Source organism: Streptomyces sp. G7(2002) (assembly GCF_028870195.1).
GTDB classification, from domain to species: Bacteria; Actinomycetota; Actinomycetes; order Streptomycetales; family Streptomycetaceae; genus Streptomyces; species Streptomyces nigrescens.
The window spans coordinates 5,161,651-5,183,904 of sequence record NZ_CP102609.1 but is presented as its reverse complement, the minus strand read 5'-3'; the positions used below and the strand labels follow the sequence as shown (position 1 = coordinate 5,183,904).

Genomic DNA, 22,254 nt, shown 5'->3' with positions numbered 1-22,254 from the left:
CACAGTGAGTGCGCGCATTCCTCGCCCGCGGCTGCACCGATCGGCGTTCCCATCGTCTACGAGGCGTGCAGTTGCGCCTGCCACACAGTGGCCTCCTGCGGTGACCGAAAGGACGGATCTCAGTGAGGGGCTGGGCGCCGGGTAGTGCACCGGCCGCCCCTGTCGAGATCACTTCTGCCAGCGTGCAGCGCGGCGACATCATCCAGATCGGTGGCCATTCGTGTCGTGTCACCAACCTGCTCCAGCTTCCCGGCGGAGCGAAGCGTCTGTGCTTCGAGTCGGGCGAACTGCTCACCATGCACGCCCGCTCTCGGCTTGTCGCCCTACGCACGCTGAGAAGGTGGTGATGCCGTCCGTGACTTCTCGCCGTCACGTCATTGCCGATGACATTCGGAACAAGATCTCGACCGGCCGGATCAAGGCCGGCGCATGTCTCCCTTCCGAGGCGCAGCTCGCTTCCCGCTACGGGGTCAGCACGGCGACGCTGCGGAGCGCGCTCTCGGTCCTCCAAGGTGAAGGGGTCGTCGAGAAGATCCACGGCAAGGGCAACTTCGTCCGGCACCCCCTCCGCAGAATCACGTACGTCGGGGGTGGTCCCTGGATGCCGTCCGCGGCCGAGTCGGCGTTACGCGTCAGCGTCCGCACCACCAACCTCCAGGCGCACGGCCAACTGGCCGGCCTGCTGGGGGTGCCGGTAAGCAGCCCACTCACCGAATTCCTCTGCCTCAGCCACGAGGGGAAGTCGCCGCACAGCCTCGCTCGCATCTATGTCCCTCGCGACCTGTCGCCGACCGACGTTCCTGTCGAGTCGCACTGCTGCAAGAGCGTCGAGGCGAAGCTGGCAGAGCTCCGCCCGCCACTGGCCGAGGTCCGGGAACGAGTCAGCGCCCGCCCTCCAACACCAGAAGAAGTGGCGACCCTTCGCATCAGCCCGGCACTGGCAGTGCTCGCGATCACACGGGTGGCCGCCGACAGCACGGGACGCGTGGTTGAGGCGGCGCTCCTGGTGCTTCCTGGCGGCCGTGCCGACGCATTCTTCACCACCCACCACATGACCGACGAGAGGACAAGCGAAGGATGACGCCCCACAATGAGCTGCGGCTCCTCCCGTGGTCAGGACCCGAGGGCAACCCCTGCTATTTGAGCACCGAGGACAGCGGCGGCTACCTGTCCCGCCTGGCTGACACCATCGAAGCGGTGCAGCTGGAAATGGCAGACGAACTCCTGGAGCACGCGCTCGAAGTACTCGGCGACGGGGAGGCGGAGTCGAACGAGGTCCGGCTCCTGGCGATGGACATGACTGAAGCCCTGCGTGACGTGCGTCGTGTAGCGATCAGCCGCGGCCACCGTCTGCCGGTAGCGGATCCTCACGCGTGCGATGGAGGCGACGAGGGCCCTCAACTGCCAGCGGCGGCCTTCGGCTAACAGCGACACATCGAACGGCAGGGGAGCCCCCAGGAATCGAGGCTCCGCTGCCGTTCGATCCTGAATTTCTCAGCAGCCAGCGGGCCACCAAGGTACGAAGTGCGCACACGACTCCGGAGGCCTCGTGTAGTCATGGCGTCCCGCCTGGTCACGTAGCTGTAGTGGATCGTTCGTACGTAACCTGTCCACGAATGGTCCACAGACCCGCGAATCACTATGGACGACGCTCAGATGGCCTGTGCGTCAAATCCACCAGTGCAGTACCACTCGCTCTCTGCGAGAGCTTCGTACATCGCAACCTTCCAACTATTGATACCAACTTTGCGTGCACTCTCAGCGTGATCCCGGAGGTAAGTTCTAACGCCTTGATCACCTAACTGATCAAATAGTTTACGAAGGAGCCATCGAATACTCGCCAAATCGTTGTTGGCGTGGTGTGAGTACAGTTCGCCGAGCTTGAAAACCTCGAAGTGGTGCCGCACCCTATTGATGAGAACTCTGGAGCAGTGCGCGGGTTCACTCACCGTGAATCGTAGGATGGCAGGTTTTTCGGCGATTACGCTGCACTGGATCCACTGCGCCTCTGAGACATCCTCAAAATAGGGGAAAAGGGTTTGTTCTTCTTTTCTTGTAGGCGCAACGTCGAGCTTAACTTTATTGCATTCAGAGCAGGCGGGAATCAAGTTCAGCGGGGTCACTGAAAGTGTCGCAAAATGCGCCTTAGGTAGATAGTGATCGAGTGTACTTACTCGACGTATCCCGCAAAGAGGGCATGCATCATTCGGTGCGGCCAGCTTGATCTGATCGTATATCTTACGTCCGGAGGATTTGGGGTGGGCCATACGATCGTCGTAGAGCTTTTCCGAAAGGTCCTTGGATGTGATTTTGAGAAGGGTTCCAGAATTTACTCCTTCGGGTCTAAAGTCGGCAACGTTAAGTAGATGTAGATCAAGTCTTTGAGCGTGCTGCTCGAATTGCGACTCTGCCTGCTCGATGAACTCGATTGCCGCTTCGTAGGCCTCCTTGGTGGCGGGGTCCCTGACCATCTCAAGGCACGCCAAGTAGGCCTCTCTCGTAGTTACTGAGGGGCGAGGCAGAGGAATCACTGCTTTGACCCTCCCGCGGCCTTTACGGCCATCAGGATCCGTACGATGCCCTGCGCCTCGCTACCGAGCTGGTTCCCGAGCCGGCTTGCCACCGCTTCGAATGAATCTTCTGCCGCAACCGCCCGCTGGAGCTCGGCGTGGTATCCCGACTGCGTAACCTCAAGACCGAATACTTCGTGGGTCAATACACCGACATTCTCGCCAAAGGTTTCGATCTGTGGCCGCTCCACCACGGACTCGTTGCCGCTGCGACGTAGCTTCCATACACAGCTCCGAGGAACTTCCTGCAGTACCACAGGAGAGTGGGTCGCAATAATCGCGGCCCCGTTTGTTTCGGCCAGTAAGTCAGAGAGAGCGCGCATATATGCTGCGAGCAAAGGAGGGTGGAGATGCGACTCTGGCTCATCGAAGAGCACAAGCGAACGTTCACGAACGTTCCGAATGAGCTGTGCAAGGGTAAGAAGGACTATTTTATGCCCTGAGCTTGCGCGATTGTTAAAAAGGTCCATCAATTCGTCCGCAAGAGACCAGGAGAGATCCTCATCAGCCCCGTCCTTAGCAACGGAAACGGTTGTAGAGATCTGCAAATCACGAAAAAGCGGATCCACTTCAAGCGCTTGCACGGCGCGAATCCACTTGCCTCGCAGGGACTTTCTCGCCAAGCACTCGCCAACGCTGTTGACGAAGGTGGTTCCCAAGTTTCTGGTATCTCTTAGGTGCCCTTCCTCCTCTGAGCTGCCCAGACCTATATATGCCAGAGGGACGCGAGGGCTCCCAGTGTCAAACAATGTGTCAGGTTCCGGTTCAGCGTTCGATACCATGGCGGAGAATGAATCGAACGCGCTAAAGCTCACGAAAATTACATTGAAGAACGGGAACGGGTCCCTGCCGGGCTCCCAGTCGGCTTCAAGGTCGGTGAATGTTCCCGCATCTTCTCGCCTTACCCCTGCCGGCGATGCCAGGGCACGCGACATTCCCCGGAGCAATGTTGTTTTGCCTACGCCATTGCCTCCGATGACGACGTGAATATTGGTAGATGGCTCACTCTCGGCTAGAACTTCAAATCTGAGCTCTAGTGGGTTGCTTTGCGGGTCTGAATTCGGAGATGCGTACTGGAAGACAAAGTCTCGAAGTTTGACGCCGCCGTGCGCAATCCGACGAAACTGCGTGTCGACTGTTGAGGAATCTACGTGGCGGAAGAGTGACTTGCGGGACACTTCGTTTTCTATGACCGCGGAATCCAATGAATCGTAATACGCGACGTCGCGAAGCGAGGAAAGAGTGACTTCTCGAATTCGGCGATCCTTCAGACGGTCGTAATAAGTGGCATCCTGCCCGAGTGAAAAGAACTCTCGATTTAGTTTCGTAAATCGTTCGGGCAGTGGAGTGCGACCGTGTTCTTGACTTGCGTGTGCGATCTTTACCTGGCCAATCTCCTCAAAGATCCCCAGATTATTTTGATAGTAGAGATCGTAAAGGGTCTTGAAGCCGTAGTCGTCCCAGGAATCGGGTATCAACACAAGCGATTCCCCGACCGTTTCGAATGGGGAATTTCGGTCGGGTAGAACTACGAAAGGCAGCGGATCTGTGCGCTCGGAGTTTGTCGGGCGTGACCCCTCCGAATCAGCGGTCTTCGGATGGCGGTCGACCTTGAACGGGCCGAATGCCTCTCGAAGATGCGACATGGTCTGGAACGCGAATTGATCGCCGACTGGAATTAGCCCGTAGGCGGGTCGCCAGGCTGGTTGAGCAGCATCTTGCTGCAGGATCAGAACTGGCTTGCGCTCATGATTTGCAAACTCGCGGGCGGCTCGTTGAATCGCTTCGTCTTGATCGGCACGCTTAACAACGAACACCATGAGCTTGGCGTCTTTTGCGCGTTTAGACTGCCCACTGCGAACGCTGATATTGCCAGCCTTGCTCGCATAGGTTGGGTAGATAAGCTGCGGATCGAGATCCGTGTGCTGGGCCAGAAGAAGCTGAAGCTCGCGATATTTGCTTACGCTCGGGGCAGAGTGATCCACTGCCTCAAGGATGCTGGTGAGCTGATGCAGGTGGTCGGCATGGGGCACGGCGACACCTTAGCGGTCAAGATCGGTGTCCGGCAGTGGTTTGCCGTAGTAGCCCGCTGGCCCGCCCCTATGCACACTTCGCCGTCGCATGCTCAATGTGTGCTTTGAGCGCCGACGCAAAGTCCTCTGGGTATCGCAGGCGGCTTCGCATGAGCCGGTCATGGAACCCGGTGGTAGCTCGAAGGCTCAGCGGTACAGCTGACTGTACGTCGAGCAGGTCTAGGAGGTGGGCATAGGGGTGCTTCTCCGGCCAGAAGCTCACAGCCACGGCTCTACGGGCGCCATCGCTACCCCATGCTGCGGTCGGCCACCTGGCTCCCTCCGGCAAGTTCACCTCGGGCGCTTTGATGGGATGGCCCGGCTGGGCGAGGCGCCGCCCCAGCCATTCAGACACACCAACGGTGACGGCGTTACCCACCAGCTTCCAACGCAGGCTTGCGCGGCCTCGATGCTGTGCTGGCTCTGTCCACCCTCGGGGGAACCCCTGCAGGGCCTCGGCGTCTGTGATGCATGGCGTTACGATGGCCTGCCCGGTTTCGGCACCCTGAATCCAGATGGCAGGTGCTGATGGAATTCCCAGCCCAGACCCGCCTTTGAGGGTTGGGATAGCATCCTGAGCCCAGCCTAGCCCTGTGTTGCCCTCAGTCCAGTAGAAGCCAAAGGCATCTTCGCGGTAGTCGGCTTCGGGGCGCTCGCCGGCATCGTCAGCAAACAGGACGGTTCGAGGATCTGCGACTTGTGAAGCAACAAGGATTACCCGCTGGCGTCGCTGGGGTACGCCGGTGAAACGAGAGTCTACAAGTCGATATGCCCATGCATATCCAAGCCTTTCGAACTGAGTGACAAGGTATTCCATGGCTGTTCCCCGATCGAGGGAAAGCATGTTTCGAACATTCTCGATGATCACCCAGCGAGGCGACGCAGTTTCCAGAAGATCGAATAGATGCTTGATCATTCCGGAGGCTTTCCCGTGGATCCCGGCTGTTCGCCCGGCCTGCGAGAGATCGGTGCAAGGGAAGCCAGCGGTCACGACATCTACGTCAGGGAGCGCGCGCAGAGTCTGAATGTCGTCGTGAAGAGGCACATCCGGAAAGTGGTGTTCTAGGACGGCTTGTGCTGGTTCCCACCACTCGCAGAGCAGCTTTGTCTGCATCCCTGCTGCCTGTAGTCCCAGCTCAACCCCGCCGATCCCTGCGAAAAGGCCGGCTACGGACAGTGGGGTTGTTTGTGGGGTGGGTTCAGGCATGAGAGGAATGATCGCACGTCCCACTGACAATGGTCCGCCGCAGTGGGATACCGCGCGGGCAGTGCGATCGCGTGGTGGACCGGACGCCCCGGCGCATGTGAGACCGAGGTCCGTGGATCCACTGGGCGCCGTGGTCTGGACAGGGACTACTCCTGGGAGGGGAGTCGCGCCCCAACCTCGCCCGCTGTCTCCTGTATGAGGCTTCGAAGCTCTCCGGGTGTGGGCCACGGTGCACGGCGGTGGACCATTCGGTGGCAGTTGGCACAGATCAACGAGAGATCGCTGAGCTTGGTCCGCCCCTCGCCGGCCTCGTGCAAGGGCACGACGTGATGGCACTCAATGTATCCGGCGCCTCGCGGACCGTAAGTCGCCTCGAAGTCGAAGCTGCATGTCTCACAGGCGAGGTGGCGGCCCTGGCGCAGAACGGCATCGATCTTTCTCTTGCGCAGCCCTCTGTCCCGCTCGCGGCTCTTGTGGCGGCGCATCAGCAACCTGCCCTCAGGTGCGCTGTAGTCGTCCTCCTCCTCGGCCTCCGGCGGTAGGGCCTGGAATTCACCTGTGGTGAGACCGTCCCGGATGTGCTGGGCCACCTTCGCCATGTCGGCCGGCCGGGCAAGGAAGTCGTTCAGGACTTCGACGTCGAGGGCGTTGCCGTTCGTGGGCTTCCCGCGGTAGTCCGGGTGTCGGGACGTGATGTCGACGGTCTTGCGAGCCACGCCGTTCGGATTCCGGAACAGCTCCGTACGTACTTCTTCAGGGTGGATCGGCATGGTTTGCAGCAGTGCGGACAGCTCGATCACGCGGGGGTCGTTGTACTCCAGTCGCTTCCAGCCGTTGGTCATCGCCACGTTGCAGGCAAGGATGATCTCGTCGCGCGTCCAGTCGGGATCTCGCGACGAACGGATCACGAAGCCGAGTCGAGCGAGCCACCTGGCGGCGTGCGACCTTCCGCCGCTCAACTCATCCGGCCTCAGCGCTCGGCCTTGATCAAACTTGTGGGCCACCCCGGCAATGGCCTTCGAGTCGTACGTCTGGTCCTCGTGTATCAGGAGGTACCCCGTCGCCGGCTTGTACCCGTACTCGGCCAGGAACCGGTCACGGCCCCAATCCTCGTACTCGGCTATGGCCTTGAGGACACCGTCTCGGCTGATCGCACCTTTGCGCATGTCGGAAGGGTAGACGTCGCCACTGACAACCCGTTAGACATCCTCTCTCCTTAACCACCACTCTCCCCAGCTCCCATCCCGTCCGCCGTCGACCCACACACCGTGGAGCGGGCGTGGTTCATGGCGTCCAGGTGGAGCGCGCCACTGTACGAACGACCTGGACGCCATGGGCCGCGTCTGCTCGGCTCTGCCTGGGTCGATGGTGGACGGGATGGGAACCCACCACGCTCGCCACAATGTGCCCGCAGTCGGGAACGGCGCCCCCTCCATCCCGGTGCCGGACGATCCCCCGCCGGAGGCTCGTTCTGACCGCAGCCTCGTTCAGGCGAGAGCAAACAACACCCATGGCAGCGTCCGCCGTCCGGCCGGTGCGGATTAGCGGGCCGCATGAACGCCCGCGCGTCTGGTCGCGTCGGTCCGCGTGCCGCCGCCACCACGATCCGGCCTCTTTCGGTAACACAAAGCGTCTTTGACCTGCACCGTTGGGGACCATCGTTAGTCCCTGTGCCCCGTGTTGGAATGTGGCCGCTGCGTGTGGCGACGGATGGGCGGCGACGTGCGCCGGTGGCGAAGACATGGAGGCCGCGCGGCGGCGACCGGCCGGCGCCGCCGCGTTGTGCGGCCCTCGGTTTGATCCGACCTACTGGTGTAGGCAACCGGGTGGAAAGGGGTGCGGCGTGGCCCCGTAAGCGGGGCGTTGAGGTCCGACCGCAGTTGGGTCTTTCCCCTCCCGAGGCCGGATCGTGGTGGCGGTGGCATGTGGGCCGTAAGCGGGCGTTGATGCGCTTGGGGCGGAGTGTGCGGCGGTCGGGTTGGCGGTGATCGATGAGCGCCGGTGACCGCCGGCCGAGCGAGCGCAGCGAGCCTTGATGAAGTAGAGAAAGTTCTATCGCACCGACGTCAGCCGCTTGCCGTCATGGCTCCGCACGTGAGGTCCCGCACCATCCAGGGCATCCAAGAATCGGACCGCGTAGACCTCGGACATGGACTCGGCCACCTCGAGATCGGGAAGAACCTCGCCGCCCTGGTGAAGGTACCCAAGCCGAGGCGCCGCCGGATCAAGCCGTGGTCCGCGGTCGAAGCTGGGGCAGTTCCTCGCGGACGGGGTGACTCGTGAGGATCCCCTCTTGGCTGCTTGGGTGCTCGTGCTGTGCCTCGGGCTCCGACGCGGGGAGGTGCTGGGCCTCACCTGGAAGTCCGTCGACTTCGAGGCAGGTGAACTGTACGTGGACCACCAGATCCAGCGGGCGGGGCGTCAGATCCTCCACCGTGAGACCAAGACGGAGGAGTCGGACGACTTCCTGCCGCTACCGGCGCTCTGCCTCAAAGCCCTCCGGATGCGGCGCGCTCAGCAGACCGGTGATCGGAAGGCGGCCGGTGATCTCTGGCAGGACAGTTACGGGCTGGTCTTCACGACGAAGTACGGCACGCCGATCGAGCCGGGGAACCTGACGCGGATGTTCGCTCTGCGAGCTCGCCGGGCCGGCCTCCGGGGCATTCCGCTGCGGAACACCCGGCACACCTGCAGCTCGCTCCTGGTCGCCCTCGGCGTCCACCCCAAGGTCGCTCAGCGCATCCTGCGGCACTCGCAGATCGCGATGACGATGGAGGTCTACGCCGAGGCGAGTGAGGAAGAGGTCCGCTCGGCCTTGGGCAAGCTCTCTGAGGCGATGGGTGGTACCGGCTGACCCGGTTGCTGTACTTCGCTGCTGTACGGCACGACAAAGCCCCCGTCCGGATTACCCGGCGGGGGCTTTGACCTGCTGTGCGCTCGGCAGGATTCGAACCTGCAACCTTCTGATCCGTAGTCAGATGCTCTATCCGTTAAGCTACGAGCGCTTGGCTTTCCGGCGGTTTTTCTTGCCGGTCGGCGTTGCGGGAACAACATTACATGACCTGCGCCGTGAGGCGAAATCCATTGCCCGCAGCGTCTCTGACCTGGGGAAACGCCCTTGTGGCGGGGGTTTCGGGGCTACTGGGGCCAGGGGGAGTCCTCGATGATCCGGACGAAGTCCGGGCGGGTGTAGCCCTCTTCGAAGCGGTCCAGGGCGTCGGCCTTCACATTGCCGAACGTGATCCGGGGGCGGTGGGCCAAGCCGGTGTGGACGGCGTGGAGGATCCGGCGGTTGAAGTCGGGGCGCGGGTGGGTGGCGACGATGGCCTCGCGGGTTTCCGTGGGGAGGGTGTCGCGGTCGATTTCGAGGACGCTGAGTTCGAGGATGCCGAGCTCGACGCCGGCTGTGACGCGCGCCACTTCCGTGGGCTTGTGGTGGGGGACCTCTGGGATGTGTGCAGGGCGATGCCCTCCCCCCCCGGACGAGGCGGGCATGGCCCTCGGGGCTTCCCGGCCAGTCGGTGCGCGGTCCGGCCCATCGCCGTCCGCCGGCGGACGGCGCCGCTCGGGCGGCCGCCAGGCGTGCGCACCTCCGTCGACGTGGCCGGGCGGAGGTGCCGGCGGTGTGACCGGTGTGATCCGCGGCGGGGCCGGTCGGGTGGCCGGGCCGGGCGGCACGGGATGCGGGGGGCGTGGGGCCGGGCGGCACGGGATGCGGAAGGCGTGGGAGCGGGCAGCACCGACACCGAGGTTTGGGCAGGACGCCAGGCCTGGCGCCGCCACCGGATCACCGGGCTGGCGCCGGCCGCCGGATCACCGGGCAGCTCCGCCAGCCGCCCCCGCCACCGGATGCCCACACCACCCAGCCGCCGCCGGGCCTCCGCGCCACCACCGGGCGCCCGCACCGCCCACCCAGCCGCCCGACCGCTGCCCCGCCTCCAGCAAGCGACCAGATGGCGCACACCCGCAGAAGCCCGGAAAAGCGTTCAGGCCCCGGTCTGGTGAAGACCGGGGCCTGAACGAAGAGGAGCGGAGGCGGAGGGATTTGAACCCTCGATGGGGGGTAAACCCCAAACCGCATTAGCAGTGCGGCGCCATAGACCGGACTAGGCGACGCCTCCACACACCCCACGCGCGCATGCACGCTGTGGCGTGTCCAGATAATGGCACAGCCCCAAGGGCTGTCACCAATCGCCCCCTACGGTACTAGGCGCGTGGGCCACCCGGCAAAGACGTTCCTGCAGCGCAACGTCGGGGGCGGCGGCGCGTTAGAGGTGTCGGGGCCGCGACGGCTGCGTTGTCGTGCGCCCCCGGCGTGTACGTACCGCGTACCGCCCCGCACTCGCCTCTGGAGCCTGTGATGCCGTACCGCCGGACGTCGTCCCTCTTCACCGCGGCCGCCACCGCCACCACCGCCACCACCAAGGCCGTGGCCCGCCTCTCCGCCACCGCTGCCACCTCCGCCAGCACCGCCGTCCCCCGCCTCTCCGCCACCTCCGCCACCTTCGCCGCCGTGTCCGTCCTCTCCGCCGCCACCGCGCTGGCCCTGGCGGCGCCCGCCGCGTCGGCCGCCCCGATCCCGCTGCCGCACGTCCGGTCCGGGGACGGCATCACCGGCGTCGGCCACCACGCCCCGGCCGCCCAACCCGGCTCAGCAGGCCGCCACGCCCCCGTCGCACAGCCCACCCCGGCAAGCCACCACACCCCCGCCACACAGCCCGCCCCCGCAGGCAACGACGCCCCGGCCGGCCAGCGCGGCCCCGCCGGGCAGCCCGTCCCCGCAACCCAGCCCGTCCCCGTCGGCCACCGCCCACCGACCGGCCAGGGCGTCCCGGCTCCGGATCTCTCCTCCGTCGATCACCTCACGCTCACCGTCCGCGGCACCGGCTCGGCGGCCACCGATGGCACCTTCGAGCTGTACTGCCACCCCGCGCGCGGCAACCACCCCCAGGCCAAGAAGGCATGCAAGAAGCTGGACGGGATGACGCGGTGGGGCCGGGACCCCTTCGCGCCCGTGCCGCAGGGGGTGAACTGCACGATGATTTACGGCGGCCCGGCCACCGCCCATGTCAGCGGGACCTGGGCGGGGCGCCCCGTCAACGCGGATTTCCGACGCACCAATGGGTGTGAGATCAGCCGCTGGAGCACCTTCGAACCCCTGCTCCCGTCGACCAGTTCATGACCCGGTTCATGCCGTAGTAGCGGGCCAGGTCAGGACGATGGGGCACATGTCGGGCGTGCGGTGAGTCGCACAGGGCCGTGGCATTACCTCCTCGTCATCCGCCTCCGCGTCCCGGGCAAGTGCCCGTAGACTCCATTCCAGCGACCTGCCACGGTGGGTCGGCAAGGTGCGGTAACAGGGAGGAAGCGTCGTCGTGAGCAGCAGGCCATCCCGAGGCGCTGCTCGCCTCGCAGCCATACTCGACGCCCTCCCCGACGCGCTGTTGCTCGTCAACTGCAACGGCACGGTCGTCAACGCCAACACCATCGCGCTGGAGACCTTCGAGGCGCCGGGCACGGCCCTGGTGGGGCGCGGGCTGCTCGATCTGCTGCCGTCCTTCGACTCCAAGCGCATCCCGGGGTCCATGCGGCGCCGGGACGAGGAGACGGCAGAGGGCCGGACGAAGCCGACGCGGATGGTCGCGCGGCGTACGGACGGGACCGAGCTGCTGGTCGAGGTGACCAGCGCCAACCTGGAGGACGGGCGCACCCCGTACGAGTCGGCCTTCGAGGCCGCGTATGCCGATCACCGCAATGGCTATACGGGCAATGAGCTGCTGATGCTCGTCGTCCGGGATCTGACCGGGACGCTGGACACCGAGACCGAGCTGGCCCGCCAGCAGCGGCAGACCGAGATGATTCTGCGGGCCGCGGCCGAGGGCGTGGTCGGGGTCGACGCCGAGGGCAAGGTCGTGCTCGTCAATCCGTCCGCGGCGCAGATCCTGGGGTTCCGGGCGAGCGAGCTGGGCGGCAAGGAGCTGCATCCGCTGATCCACCACTCGCGGGCGGACGGCTCGCCGCTGCCGTGGGAGGACACCCCGCTGGCCGACACGCTCAAGTCGGGGCGCAAGCACCGGGTGCGCGGGCAGGCGCTGTGGGCGAAGGACGGACGGGCGGTGTCCGTCGATCTGACGACGGCGCCGGTGCGGGACGGCGATCAGCTCGTCGGCGCGGTGATGACCTTCACCGACCGCCGGGCCTTCGACGCGCTGGCGGCCCGGCACACCCAGCTGCTGGCCGTCCTCGACCAGGCGCTGCGCGGGCCGCTGGAGGAGCTGAAGGGCGAGCTGGGCACGCTCGCTTCCGACCCGGCGGGCCAGCTCTGGCCCGAGGCGAACCAGATCCTGCACCACCTCGCGGCCGGGCACGCCCGGATGACGACGCTGGTGGACAACGTGCTGAGCTATCAGCGGCTGGACGCCGGCAAGGAGAAGCTCAACCGCACGAAGGTTTCGCTGGACGGTGTCGTCGCGGCGGGTGTGGAGGGCGCGATCGAGCTGATCGGTCCGGGCCGGGCGCAGTTCGCGGTGCATGCGCCGCCGATAGAGGCGACGGTCGACGCGGAGCGGATCGCTCAGGCGCTGTCGCATCTGATCGCGGATGTCGCGGGCGTGGACTCGACGGGCCGGATGCCGGCCGGTGAGGCCGCCGCGGGCGGGCGTTCGGGGCCGGTCCCCGGCGATTCGACGATCGTGGTGGCGGCGGCCAAGCGCGGTGATGTCGTACGGATCGAGGTGCGCGGCCCGTTCGGTGGCGGCGACCCGGTCCATGAGCCGATCGTCCGCGGCATCGTGCGGCAGCACGGCGGGCTGATGCAGACGCATGAGGTGCCCGGTGGCGGGCCCGGCGCGGGCGGCAGCTCGTATGTGCTGGAGCTGCCGGTGGCGGCGGACGGCACGTCCCCGGACGGTGCGACGGCCGGGGCGGACGCGCCGACCGGCAATGAGACCACCGTGATGCCGGTACCGGCGGCGCGTGCGCGCGGCACCCAGGGCAACGCGGCGGACCCGGGCAGCGATGCCCAGGGGCCGGACGACGAGGGACACGAGGGCGGCGAGGGGCCCTCCGGCGGTGACGGCGGAGGGGGCGGTACCGGCGGGTCCGGTGAGCCGCTCGGCGGCGGTGGTGGCGAGCACGGCGCGGCGGTGCCGGATCAGGCGGGCGGGGCCCAGCCGACCGGCCGGCGGCGGGCGCGGCACTCGGGCGCGGAGCAGGGCGGGCATCCGGGCGGCCCGGATGCCGGTGTTCCGCACGGTGCCGCCGGCGAGGGCACGCAGGGTGCGGCGGGCCCGGGTGCGGTGGACGGCGGCACCCAGGGGGCGCACCCCCAGCACGGTGACGCCGCACGCGGTACCCAGGGCGGCCCGGCCACGGACGGCAGGGGCCTGCCGCCCGGTATGGCGGGGGCCGAGGCCGTACCCCCGACGGGACGGCGCCGGGCCCGGCAGGGGGCCTCGGAGGGCGGCGGACTGCCCGCGCTCCCCTCAGGGGCGAGCGGGGCTCCGGAGCAGCAGCCTGTCCCCGCGGCGGGGACACAGGGCCGGGGACCGGCGGCCGGTCCGCAGGGGCCCGCGACGCCGTCGGCCAATGGGCCGGTGCCGGCCTCCGCGTCGGCCCCCGCTCCGGCGAACCCGCAGATTCCAGGTCAGAGCCCGGCTCCGGAGCAGACTCCGGCTCCGGGCCGGCCGCATGTTCCGGGGCAGGCCGCTGCCCCCGGCCAGGCGCCGGCCCCGGGGCCGCAGGGTCTCGGCCCCGTCCAGACGGGCGGCCGGCGGGCCCGCCGGGCGCTGGCCGAGGCGCCCGAGCGGACCGCCCCGGGTGAGCGGGACCGGGCGACGGCGGCCTCCGGGGCGCAGCAGTCCGCCGGTCCGCGTACCGCTTTCGCGCTGCCGCCCGCCGCCGCGGACCGGACCCCGGAGTCGTCGGTGCCGGCGCTGTCCGCGACCGCCGACCAGGTGCCCGCGCAGTCGGCCGGTCCGCAGGAGGCCGCCGGTACGGGACGCCGTCGGGCGCGTCGGCCGGTGGCCGGTGGCCCGGAGGCGGCGGCGATGCCCGCCGGGCAGCCGGGGTACGAACTCGAAGCGGCCGCCACCTCCGGTGCGCCGCAAGGGGAGTGGGACGCCGAGCCGACCGGCAGACGGCGGGCCAGACGGGCCGCGGCCGAGGAGCGCGCGGCGGCCGCGATGGCCGATTCCGAGTCGTCCGGCACCTTCGTCGCGGGCCCGGAGGGGCTCGTGGCGCAGCCCACCGAACCGGCCGAGGCGACGGGCACGGCCGGCGGCACGGCGCCCGGGATCGTCTCCGCGCCGGACGCCGGTGCACCCCAGGCGCCCGCCGCGCCGCAGCCGTCCCCCGCTCCCGTCGCACCTCAAGAACCCCAGAGCCCCCAGGCCCCCACCGGCCGTCGGCGGGGCCGCCCCAGCCCCGCCGAAGAGGCCGCGGGCCCGCCGCCCGTGCCTCCGCAGGACCGGCCCGCCGCCGCGGCGCACCGTCAGCCGCTGCCGCCGGCCGCCGAGGACGACGGGTATGCCGCGGGGCACTCCCAGGGGCGGGCGTTCAGCGTGCGGACGCTCGGTCAGGGGGTGCCGTTCGCCCAGCAGATCGCCGATCAGCAGCGCCCGCCGGTGCCGCCCGGCAGCACCCCGCCCGGCGGTACGTCCGCGGGTTCGGGCCGCCGCCGTAAGCTCGCCGCGCCCCCGCAGGAGGGGCAGCGCGCGACGGCCGACGGGTCCGCGCCCGGCGAGGCGCGTCCGCACCCCCATGCACCGCAGCCGCAGCCCAAGCAGCAGGCCCCGGCCCCGCCGCAGTCCCCGCCCCAGCCCCAGCCGCATCTGATGGATGCCAGCGAGGGCCGGGCCTTTGCGATCTCCGCGCCCGACGAGGGCAGCGAGGGCCCCGAGCCGCTGGACGGCCCGAACGGCGCCATAGAGGTGATGGACCGTCAGCCGATGCCGATGGACGACGAGCTGCCGCCGGAGCCGCTGGACAATCCGCGCCGGCTGCTGGTCTGGCCGGCGCCGGATGTCGCCACTCAACAGGCGCTGAGCGACCGTGGCTACCGCCCGGTGATCGTCAACTCCCGCGAGGAGGTGGACGCCCAGATCGCCGCGTACCCGGCGGCGCTGTTCGTCGACCCGCTGACGGGGCCGATCACCCGCACCGCGCTGCAGTCGCTGCGCCAGGCGGCGGGCGCGGCCGAGGTCCCGGTGCTGGTCACCGCCGGTCTGGGGCAGGCCACCCGGGAGGCCGCGTACGGCGCCGACCCGGCCGTGCTCCTCAAGGCGCTGGCCCCGCGCGACAGTGAGCAGCACCCGGCGCGGGTGCTGCTGATCGAGCAGAACGACGACATCGCGGGCGCCCTGACCATGTCGCTGGAGCGGCGGGGGATGCAGGTCGCACGGGCCGGCGGGGACACCGACGCGGTCACCCTCGCGACGCAGATGCGGCCGAATCTGGTCGTGATGGATCTGATGCAGGTGCGGCGCCGCCGGGCCGGCATCGTTGACTGGCTGCGCGCCAACGGGCTGCTCGACCACACACCGCTGGTCGTCTACACCTCCGCCGACATGGACCCGGCGCAGCTGCCCCGGCTGGCGGCCGGCGAGACGGTGCTCTTCCTGGCGGAGCGCTCCACGAGCGCCGAGGTGCAGGCCCGGATCGTCGACCTGCTCGCCAAGATCGGCACCAACTGACCCGTGGTGGAGCCCGGATGCCGGGCCCCACCACGGGATGTCCTACGCCAGCAGCGTCACATCCAGCTCGCCCTCCGCGTACTGCTTGCGGAGCACCTTCTTGTCGAACTTGCCCACGCTCGTCTTGGGCACCGCCGGGATCACCGCCCACCGCTCCGGCAGCTGCCAGCGGGCGATCCGCTCGCCGAGGAACGCCTTCAGCTCCTCGTAGCCGATGGTCGCGCCCTGGTTGAGCACCACCGTCGCCAGCGGCCGCTCGCCCCACTTGTCGTCCGGTACGGCGACCACCGCGGCCTCCGCGACATGCGGGTGCGCCATCAGATGGTTCTCCAGCTCGACCGAGGAGATCCATTCGCCGCCGGACTTGATGACGTCCTTGGCGCGGTCGGTCAGCGTGAGGTAGCCGTTCGGGGTGATGGTGCCGACGTCGCCGGTGCGCAGCCAGCCGTCGGGGCTGAACTTGTCCTCGGGGCGCAGCGGTTCGCCCTGTGCGCCGCCGTAGTAGGCGCCCGCGATCCACGGGCCGCGGACCTCCAGCTCGCCCGCGGCCCGGCCGTCGCACGGGAGGTGCTCGCCGTTGGGGCCGATCAGCCGCGCCTCGACGGAGGCGGGGAAACGGCCCTGGGTGGCGCGGTAGGTCCACTCCTCGTCGCCGCTGACGCCGGCCGGCGGGTGGGCGACGCTGCCGAGCGGGGAGGTCTCGGTCATGCCCCAGGCGTGCACGACGCGGATGCCGTGCCGCTCCTCGAAGCCGCGCATCAGAGCGGGCGGGCAGGCGGAGCCGCCGATGACGACCGTGTGCAGACACGCGACATCCCGCTGCTTGGCGTCCAGTTCGGCGAGCAGGCCCTGCCAGATGGTGGGTACGGCGGCGCCGATGGTGGGGCGCAGGGTCTCGATCATCTCGGCGAGCGGCGCGGGCTGCAGGAAGCGGTCCGGCATCAGCAGCGAGGCACCGGCCATGAAGGCGGCGTGCGGCAGGCCCCAGGCGTTGACGTGGAACATCGGCACGACCGGCAGGGTGAGGTCGCGTGAGCTGAGCGCGAACGCCTCGGCGGTGTTGACCTGCATCGAGTGCAGGTAGAGCGAGCGGTGGCTGTAGAGGACGCCCTTGGGGTCGCCGGTGGTCCCGGAGGTGTAACAGAGCGCGGCGGCCTCCCGCTCGTCGATCTCCGGCCAGGTGTAGCTCTCCGGGCGTTCGGCGATCAGCGCTTCGTAGTCGTGCACCCGGGCCTGCGCGCCGCCGAGGACCGACAGGTCGCCGGGGCCCACGACGACGATGTGGCGGAGCTTCGGCAGCTGCGGGAGCAACGGGGCGAGCAGCGGCAGCAGGGTGCCGTTGACGAGCACGACCCGGTCCTCGGCGTGGTTGATGATCCACACCAGCTGCTCGGCGGGCAGCCGCAGATTGAGCGTGTGCAGCACCGCCCCCATGGAGGGGATCGCGAGATAGGCCTCCATGTGCTCCGCGTTGTTCCACATGAGCGTGCCGACCCGCTCCTCGTCGGCCACGGACAGCTCGTCGCGCAGCGCATGGGCCAGCTGCGCGGCCCGGCGGCCGATCTCGGCGAAGGTGCGCCGGTGCGGATCCCCCTCGGTCCAGGTGATGACCTGCGATTCCCCGTGAACCGTCGACCCGTGGGCCAGGATTCGCGAGACGGTGAGCGGTACGTCCTGCATCGTGCTGAGCACCGGGTGCCTCCGCTTTATACGGGCGGGTAATGGTGCTGAGATTGTCAACGCATACCACGCGGTATGTCACGCCCCCAGAGGTGTGTTCTTGCCCGCTCATGGCCGCATATGGGCTGAGCGGGGCCGGGGCGGGACCGGGTCCCGGGGTCGGGGGCTGCCGCCGGGCTATCCGCCCGTACGGTCGATACGGACGGCCAGCCCGTCGAGCACCCGCTGAAGGCCGTAGGCGAATTTGGCGTCGCGCGTCTCGCGGGGGTCCTTTTCCCGTAGGGCGGCGTACTGCTCCTGCAATTGGGGGTGCCCCTGGGCGGCCTCCTCGGCGGCCGGCAACAGGCGCTCCATCCACTCCTGTTCGCTCTCGCCGCCGCGGGCGAGCAGCGTCAGCCAGGCGGCCTCGCTGACGGCCATGCCGATGACGTACGCGGTCAGGGTGCTCACGGCGGCATCGGCCTCGTCCGCGGGGAAGCCCGCCGTGCGGAACATGCCGACCATGGCCTCGGAGATCCGCATCATGTTCGGCCCGAGGTACGCCGCGCCCACGCCGCCGAGCACGGACGCCATCCACGGGTGCCGCAGCATCGCCGCCCGCAGGCTGTCGGCGCAGCCGCCGGCGGCACCGCGCCAGCCCTCCCGGCCCTCGGCGTCCGGCACCTCGATCTCGCCGTAGACCTCGTCCACGACCAGTTCGATCAGCTCGTCCTTGTTGGTCACGTGGGAGTAGAAGGACGTGGCCCCGGCATTCAGACGGGTGCCGAGGCGCCGCAGGCTCAGGGCGTCGATGCCCTCCTCGTCGAGCAGCCGGACGGCCTCCGCCACGATCTGGCTCCGGCTGAGCGCGGGCTGCTCCCGCTTGCGGCGCTGCGGGCGCGTCCACACCGACGGGATCGGCTGCTTCTTGTCGACCGGCATCCGGCCTCCTCTCCTCGGCGGACACCCTAGCTCCAGGTCGTACATCGTGCGTGCTTGCGCACAGCGCTCGGAAGTCCGTACAGTGTTCGGAGTGACGCACAGCGTTCGAGCGTGCCTCGTCCGAAACCATGGAGACGCCCATGTCCAGGTACCTGAAGCAGGAAGCGGCCAAGGCCGGAAGTCCGCTGCGCGGTGCGGGAGTTGACGTCCCGGCGTTCGACTCCGCCCGCTGGCAGACGCGGCTCGACGAGCTCCTGGCGGCGCATCATGTGCCGGGCGCCGCCCTGGCCGTGGTCTCCAACGGCGCGGTTCACGAACTCGCGAGCGGTGTGCTGCACACCGGGACGAGGGTGGCGGTGACACCGGACTCGGTGTTCCAGATCGGCTCGATCAGCAAGGGCTACACCGCCACCCTCGTGGTGCTGCTCGCCCACGCCGGAAAGCTGGACCTGGACGCGCCGGTCACGGACGTCCTGCCGGACTTCGCCGTCGCCGACGCGGAGGCCACGAAGACCGTCACGCCCCGGCAGTTGCTCAACCACACCAGCGGTATCGAGGGCGACTTCGTGAGTGACACCGGTCGCGGCGACGACTGCCTGGCGCGCTATGCGGAGGGCGTCAGGGACGTGGGCCTGACCAACCCGCCCGGCGCAACGATGTCGTACTCCAGCACCGCGTACAACATCCTCGGCCGGATCGTCGAGGTGGTGACGGGGCAAACCTGGGACGAGGCGCTCAAGGAGATGCTCTGTGTCCCGCTCGGCCTCGCGCACACGATGACGCTGCCCGAGGAGGTGCTGCGGTTCCGTGCGGCGATGGGACACATGGGCGAGCCGGGCGAGGACCCGGTCCCCACCCCGTTGTGGAACATGCTGCCCCGCTCGGCGGGTCCGTACGGCGGGATCTGTGCCACGGCGGGCGACGTCGCGCGGTTCGCCCGGCTCTTCGTCGACGGCGGCAGGACGCCGGACGGGAGCCAGGTGCTCGCGGCCGAGGCCGTCGAGGCGATGCTCCGGCGCGAGGTCGAGATGCCCGACCAGTGGTACCTCGGCGCCCATTGGGGCCTGGGCTGGGGCCTGTTCGAGTGGGACGGGGTGCGCGGATTTGGCCATGACGGCAGCACCTTCGGGCAGCTGGCCTATCTGCGCGCCCTCCCGGAGGCAGGGATCGCCGTCGCCCTGCTGACCAACGGCGGGGCCGCCGCGCCGAAGGTCTTCGAGACGCTCTGCCGTGAACTGACCGCCGAGCTCGCCGGGGTGGGCATGCCGGAGTTCGGGCCGGCAACGGAGGAACCAGCCATGGACCCGGCGCTGTTCGTCGGCAGCTACCGCCGCGAGGGCTTCCTGATGACCGTCACCGACCGGCCCGCCGGGGAGGGGGTGCTGCGGATGAAGTACGAGGGCGCCGACGGCCTGAAGGACACCTTCGAGCCGCTCTTCTGGAACCTCGTCCCGGTCTCGGACACCCCGTCGAAGACGGTGTTCGCCGGGCGCCGCAACGACAAGGACGGCTGGATACCGGTGGTGTTCTACGCCCTGGCGGACGGCTCCCGGTATGTGCACTTCGGGGTACGGGCCACGGCCAAGTCCAGCTGAGCCGCCGCCCCGGCCCGGGACACGGACGGCCGCGAACGGCTGGGGGCGCCCCGCGCCCCGCACCCCCGCACTCCGCACCTCGGGCAGTGCGCCTGCCTCGCCGCATTCCCAGCACCACCGCCCCACCGGATTCCCAGCACCACCGCCTCGCCGGATTCCCGGCACCACCGCCCCACCGGATTCCCGGCACCGCCGCCCCGCCAGGAAAGCCGTCCCCCGTTCTCCCAGGTCAATTGTTCTCCCAGGTCAAAGCACGAGCAGCCGTCGTTCACCCGGAGGGATGGCCCTTACGGCACGTTGCTTGTGCCGTATCCGGACGGAGCAGCACGCTGACGATCATCCGGTTTCCCGGTTCCTCTCCTGACAGGAGCGTCATATGCGCCCCCACCTCGGTCGTTGCCTCGTCATTGCCGCCCTGGGCGGTGTCAGCGTCCTCGCCTGCGGCACCGCTCAGGCGGCGCCCACCGCCGCACCGGCCCCCCGGGCCTCCGGCGACGGCCCCTCCCTCGGCCGCCCGCTGTTCGGCGGGCAGTTCGACCCCGTCGGCGGGCTGGGCGGCGGCGTGATCTCCGGTGGCGGAAGGCCGGTGGCCACCCAGGCCGGCGGCGGGATCTGATGCCACGGCGCTGACCGCCGGACACCGGCGGCCCGGCCGGCTGCTCACGGGCGCCGATCGGCCACCGGGGTCACCGCCTGGAGGACCAGCACCGACAGATCGTCCTCGACCGGGCCGGTACCGAAGTCGTGCGCGGCACGCCGTACGTGCTCGGCAAGGGCCTTGGCTCCCAGCCCCATACCGTCCCGCACCACCTCGATCAGACCGTCGTTGTCGTCCAACTGCCAGTTCCCGCAACGGCGTTCGGTGACACCGTCGGTCACGCACAGCAGCGTCTCGCCCGGGGCCAGGGCGAAGGAGCTGGCCTGGAATTCGGTGCCCTCGTCGATGCCGAGCAGCATCTGGGGTTCGGAGGCCGCCTCGACGGTGCCGTCGACGAACATGTGCAGCGGCGGCGGATGGCCGGCGGTGGCGACCGTGCAGCGGGCCCCGGGTGCGCCCGGATCGACCTCCAGCTCGCCGTAGAGCAGGCTCAGGAAGCGGGAGCTGGCCTGTTCGCCGCCCAGTTCCACCGCCTCCGCGCTCTCCTCGGCCATGGCCAGGTTCAGCCTGCCGAGCACCGACTCGACGCCATGGCCCTCGCGGGCCAGCAGCCGCACCAGGTGGCGGGCCAGACCGGTGACGGACATCGCCTCCGGGTCCTTGCCCTGTACGTCCCCGAGCAGGAAGCACCAGCGGCGGTCGCCCATCGGGAAGACGTCGTAGAAGTCGCCGCCGACGGTCTGGCCCTCACCGTGCGGCTCGTAGACGATCGCCGTGTCGACGCCGGGGATGCTGGCGAGCGTCGCGGGCAGCTGCCGTCGCTGGAGCGCCAGGCTGATCGTGGTCTGCCGGGTGTACTGCCGGGCGGTGTACACGGCCTGTGCGACCCGGCGCGCCACATCCTCGACCATCCGCACCACGGTGTCGGTCATCTGGAGGTGTCCCGCCCGGCCGAGCAGCAGCATCCCCTGGTCGGTGTCCCGGGCGACCAGGGGGAAGGCCAGCGCGGACCCGCCCGAGGAGGTCGCGCCGGCGCACTCCGGCCAGGGCCAGGGGGTACCGGCGGTGCGGATGAGGTCGGAAGGCGGGTCCAGCTCCAGGTCGGCGCGGAGCGGGGCGATCCGCCGCTCATCGACATGCCAGACCCGGGACAGCTGCATGCTGCCGCCTTCGGTGGTCAGCCAGATCGCGCACCAGTCGGCGAGCCGGGGCACCAGCAGCTGGGCGGCGAGCGCGGTGACCATGTCCTGGTCGAGCTGCCCGGCCAGCAGTTCGCTGGTCTCGGCGAGGAAAGACGGGCCGCCCCGGTCCGCCCACTCGGCGGCGTATCCGTGCGGGCGGCCGCGCGGGGCAGCGGGCTGGGCCGGACGCACCGGAGGCTCCGCGGCCCGTGCCTCGGGCCGGAACGTGGAGGCGATCGTTCCGGGCTCGCCCTCGGTGGACTCCAGCCGGAACCACACGGTCTTCACCGACTTGCGGTAGGTCACGCCCCACGACTCCGCCAGCGCGCTCACCAGCTGCAGGCCGTATCCCGGCTCTCCGGTGCGGGCGTCCACCCCACCGCGTACGCGCCGGGCGGGGTGGCGGTCGGAGACCTCCATCACCAGGCCCAGCCTGGCCGGGCGGCGCTCCCCGTCGCCGTCGGGGGACGCCTGGTCGTGCTCCAGCCGGCAGGTCACATCGATCTCGGTACCGGCGTACATCACGGCATTGGTGACCAGCTCGCTGGTGAGCAGGACGGCGTCGTGGATGAGCTCCGCGTTGATCGCCGCCGAGCCGGGCCCTGCCGTGGCGGGTGGTGCCGCCGCCCGTTCGGTGAGCAGCGCGCGCACGAATTTCCGGGCGCCGGCGGCCGCGAGCTGGTTCGCGGGCAGCCCTTTCCGGGACACGGTTTCCGTCGTGGGCGGGGAGGACAGCGC

15 protein-coding genes, 2 tRNA genes and 2 pseudogenes are annotated in these 22,254 nt (G+C 68.8%); 8 read left to right on the top strand and 11 right to left on the bottom strand.

What is annotated here, in order from left to right; all coding sequences use genetic code 11:
- The first annotated feature begins 122 nt into the window (after positions 1 to 122).
- Genes NUT86_RS21885 through NUT86_RS21875 form a run of 3 tightly spaced genes read left to right on the top strand, consistent with a single transcriptional unit; the run spans position 123 to position 1,425 of the window.
- Positions 123 to 347, top strand: a complete 225-nt coding sequence (locus NUT86_RS21885; protein WP_274737197.1) for a hypothetical protein — start codon at positions 123 to 125, stop codon at positions 345 to 347.
- The gene (locus NUT86_RS21880) at positions 344 to 1,081 is read left to right on the top strand and encodes a GntR family transcriptional regulator (RefSeq protein ID WP_446750830.1); all 738 of its coding nucleotides are present in this window, start codon (positions 344 to 346) and stop codon (positions 1,079 to 1,081) included. Before NUT86_RS21885 ends, NUT86_RS21880 begins: the two co-directional genes overlap by 4 nt.
- Before the next feature lie 59 nt (positions 1,082 to 1,140).
- Positions 1,141 to 1,425, top strand: coding sequence for a hypothetical protein (locus NUT86_RS21875; protein WP_446750776.1), 285 nt, complete (start codon positions 1,141 to 1,143; stop codon positions 1,423 to 1,425).
- A gap of 227 nt (positions 1,426 to 1,652) precedes the next feature.
- On the opposite strand, the gene NUT86_RS21870 is transcribed toward NUT86_RS21875, so the two are convergent.
- From NUT86_RS21870 to NUT86_RS21850, 5 genes and pseudogenes are all read right to left on the bottom strand, one after another.
- Positions 1,653 to 2,531 (bottom strand): HNH endonuclease, encoded by an 879-nt coding sequence (locus NUT86_RS21870; protein ID WP_274737193.1) that lies wholly within the window; start codon positions 2,529 to 2,531, stop codon positions 1,653 to 1,655.
- Positions 2,528 to 4,603, bottom strand: a complete 2,076-nt coding sequence (locus tag NUT86_RS21865) for an AAA family ATPase (protein ID WP_274737190.1) — start codon at positions 4,601 to 4,603, stop codon at positions 2,528 to 2,530. Before NUT86_RS21865 ends, NUT86_RS21870 begins: the two co-directional genes overlap by 4 nt.
- A gap of 67 nt (positions 4,604 to 4,670) precedes the next feature.
- Positions 4,671 to 5,849: a DNA cytosine methyltransferase gene (locus tag NUT86_RS21860; protein WP_274737189.1), complete on the bottom strand. Its 1,179-nt coding sequence runs from the start codon at positions 5,847 to 5,849 to the stop codon at positions 4,671 to 4,673.
- A 146-nt stretch (positions 5,850 to 5,995) separates the two neighbouring features.
- On the bottom strand, positions 5,996 to 7,015 hold the full coding sequence (locus tag NUT86_RS21855) for an HNH endonuclease (RefSeq protein ID WP_274737186.1): 1,020 nt from the start codon (positions 7,013 to 7,015) through the stop codon (positions 5,996 to 5,998).
- 886 nt (positions 7,016 to 7,901) lie between these two features.
- Positions 7,902 to 8,015 (bottom strand): annotated as a pseudogene (locus NUT86_RS21850) (NUDIX hydrolase); the annotation flags it as partial.
- Between NUT86_RS21850 and NUT86_RS21845 the strand changes: the two are divergent.
- Positions 8,013 to 8,703 (top strand): annotated as a pseudogene (locus NUT86_RS21845) (site-specific integrase); the annotation flags it as partial. The pseudogenes NUT86_RS21850 and NUT86_RS21845 sit on opposite strands and share 3 nt — an antisense overlap.
- Positions 8,704 to 8,781: 78 nt before the next feature.
- Here NUT86_RS21845 and NUT86_RS21840 read toward each other — a convergent pair.
- The 3 genes from NUT86_RS21840 to NUT86_RS21830 all read right to left on the bottom strand — a co-directional run bounded on the left by NUT86_RS21840 (position 8,782) and on the right by NUT86_RS21830 (position 9,970).
- A tRNA-Arg gene (locus NUT86_RS21840) sits at positions 8,782 to 8,854 on the bottom strand.
- 133 nt (positions 8,855 to 8,987) lie between these two features.
- Positions 8,988 to 9,269: a hypothetical protein gene (locus NUT86_RS21835; RefSeq protein WP_274737183.1), complete on the bottom strand. Its 282-nt coding sequence runs from the start codon at positions 9,267 to 9,269 to the stop codon at positions 8,988 to 8,990.
- Between the two features lie 610 nt (positions 9,270 to 9,879).
- Positions 9,880 to 9,970: transfer RNA gene (locus tag NUT86_RS21830), tRNA-Ser, on the bottom strand.
- Positions 9,971 to 10,209: 239 nt separating this feature from the next.
- On the opposite strand from NUT86_RS21830, the gene NUT86_RS40465 reads away from it, so the two are divergent.
- Together NUT86_RS40465 and NUT86_RS21820 are read left to right on the top strand one after the other, a co-directional pair.
- Positions 10,210 to 11,031 carry an SSI family serine proteinase inhibitor gene (locus NUT86_RS40465; RefSeq protein ID WP_342456253.1) on the top strand — a complete coding sequence of 274 codons (822 nt, stop codon included), beginning with the start codon at positions 10,210 to 10,212 and terminating at the stop codon, positions 11,029 to 11,031.
- 193 nt (positions 11,032 to 11,224) lie between these two features.
- Positions 11,225 to 15,541: a PAS domain-containing protein gene (locus tag NUT86_RS21820; protein ID WP_274737181.1), complete on the top strand. Its 4,317-nt coding sequence runs from the start codon at positions 11,225 to 11,227 to the stop codon at positions 15,539 to 15,541.
- Between the two features lie 42 nt (positions 15,542 to 15,583).
- On the opposite strand, the gene NUT86_RS21815 is transcribed toward NUT86_RS21820, so the two are convergent.
- Together NUT86_RS21815 and NUT86_RS21810 are read right to left on the bottom strand one after the other, a co-directional pair.
- Positions 15,584 to 17,233 (bottom strand): long-chain fatty acid--CoA ligase, encoded by a 1,650-nt coding sequence (locus tag NUT86_RS21815; RefSeq protein WP_262039552.1) that lies wholly within the window; start codon positions 17,231 to 17,233, stop codon positions 15,584 to 15,586.
- Between the two features lie 165 nt (positions 17,234 to 17,398).
- Positions 17,399 to 18,142, bottom strand: a complete 744-nt coding sequence (locus tag NUT86_RS21810; protein ID WP_018089813.1) for a TetR/AcrR family transcriptional regulator — start codon at positions 18,140 to 18,142, stop codon at positions 17,399 to 17,401.
- 140 nt (positions 18,143 to 18,282) lie between these two features.
- Here NUT86_RS21810 and NUT86_RS21805 point away from each other — a divergent pair, with 140 nt between their 5' ends.
- Together NUT86_RS21805 and NUT86_RS21800 are read left to right on the top strand one after the other, a co-directional pair.
- Positions 18,283 to 19,737, top strand: a complete 1,455-nt coding sequence (locus tag NUT86_RS21805) for a serine hydrolase domain-containing protein (protein WP_274737177.1) — start codon at positions 18,283 to 18,285, stop codon at positions 19,735 to 19,737.
- Positions 19,738 to 20,113: 376 nt separating this feature from the next.
- Positions 20,114 to 20,353 carry a hypothetical protein gene (locus NUT86_RS21800; protein ID WP_159487258.1) on the top strand — a complete coding sequence of 80 codons (240 nt, stop codon included), beginning with the start codon at positions 20,114 to 20,116 and terminating at the stop codon, positions 20,351 to 20,353.
- A 44-nt stretch (positions 20,354 to 20,397) separates the two neighbouring features.
- Here NUT86_RS21800 and NUT86_RS21795 read toward each other — a convergent pair whose 3' ends face one another.
- Positions 20,398 to 22,224 carry a SpoIIE family protein phosphatase gene (locus NUT86_RS21795; protein ID WP_018089810.1) on the bottom strand — a complete coding sequence of 609 codons (1,827 nt, stop codon included), beginning with the start codon at positions 22,222 to 22,224 and terminating at the stop codon, positions 20,398 to 20,400.
- Between the last annotated feature and the right edge of the window lie 30 nt (positions 22,225 to 22,254).

What these genes read in the sequence shown, in the direction of transcription:
- NUT86_RS21860 (WP_274737189.1), bottom strand. Translation starts at nt 5,849, where the DNA reads ATGCCTGAACCCACCCCACAAACAACCCCACTGTCCGTAGCCGGCCTT.
- NUT86_RS21855 (WP_274737186.1), bottom strand. Translation starts at nt 7,015, where the DNA reads ATGCGCAAAGGTGCGATCAGCCGAGACGGTGTCCTCAAGGCCATAGCC.
- NUT86_RS40465 (WP_342456253.1), top strand. Translation starts at nt 10,210, where the DNA reads ATGCCGTACCGCCGGACGTCGTCCCTCTTCACCGCGGCCGCCACCGCC.
- NUT86_RS21810 (WP_018089813.1), bottom strand. Translation starts at nt 18,142, where the DNA reads ATGCCGGTCGACAAGAAGCAGCCGATCCCGTCGGTGTGGACGCGCCCG.
- NUT86_RS21805 (WP_274737177.1), top strand. Translation starts at nt 18,283, where the DNA reads ATGTCCAGGTACCTGAAGCAGGAAGCGGCCAAGGCCGGAAGTCCGCTG.
- NUT86_RS21800 (WP_159487258.1), top strand. Translation starts at nt 20,114, where the DNA reads ATGCGCCCCCACCTCGGTCGTTGCCTCGTCATTGCCGCCCTGGGCGGT.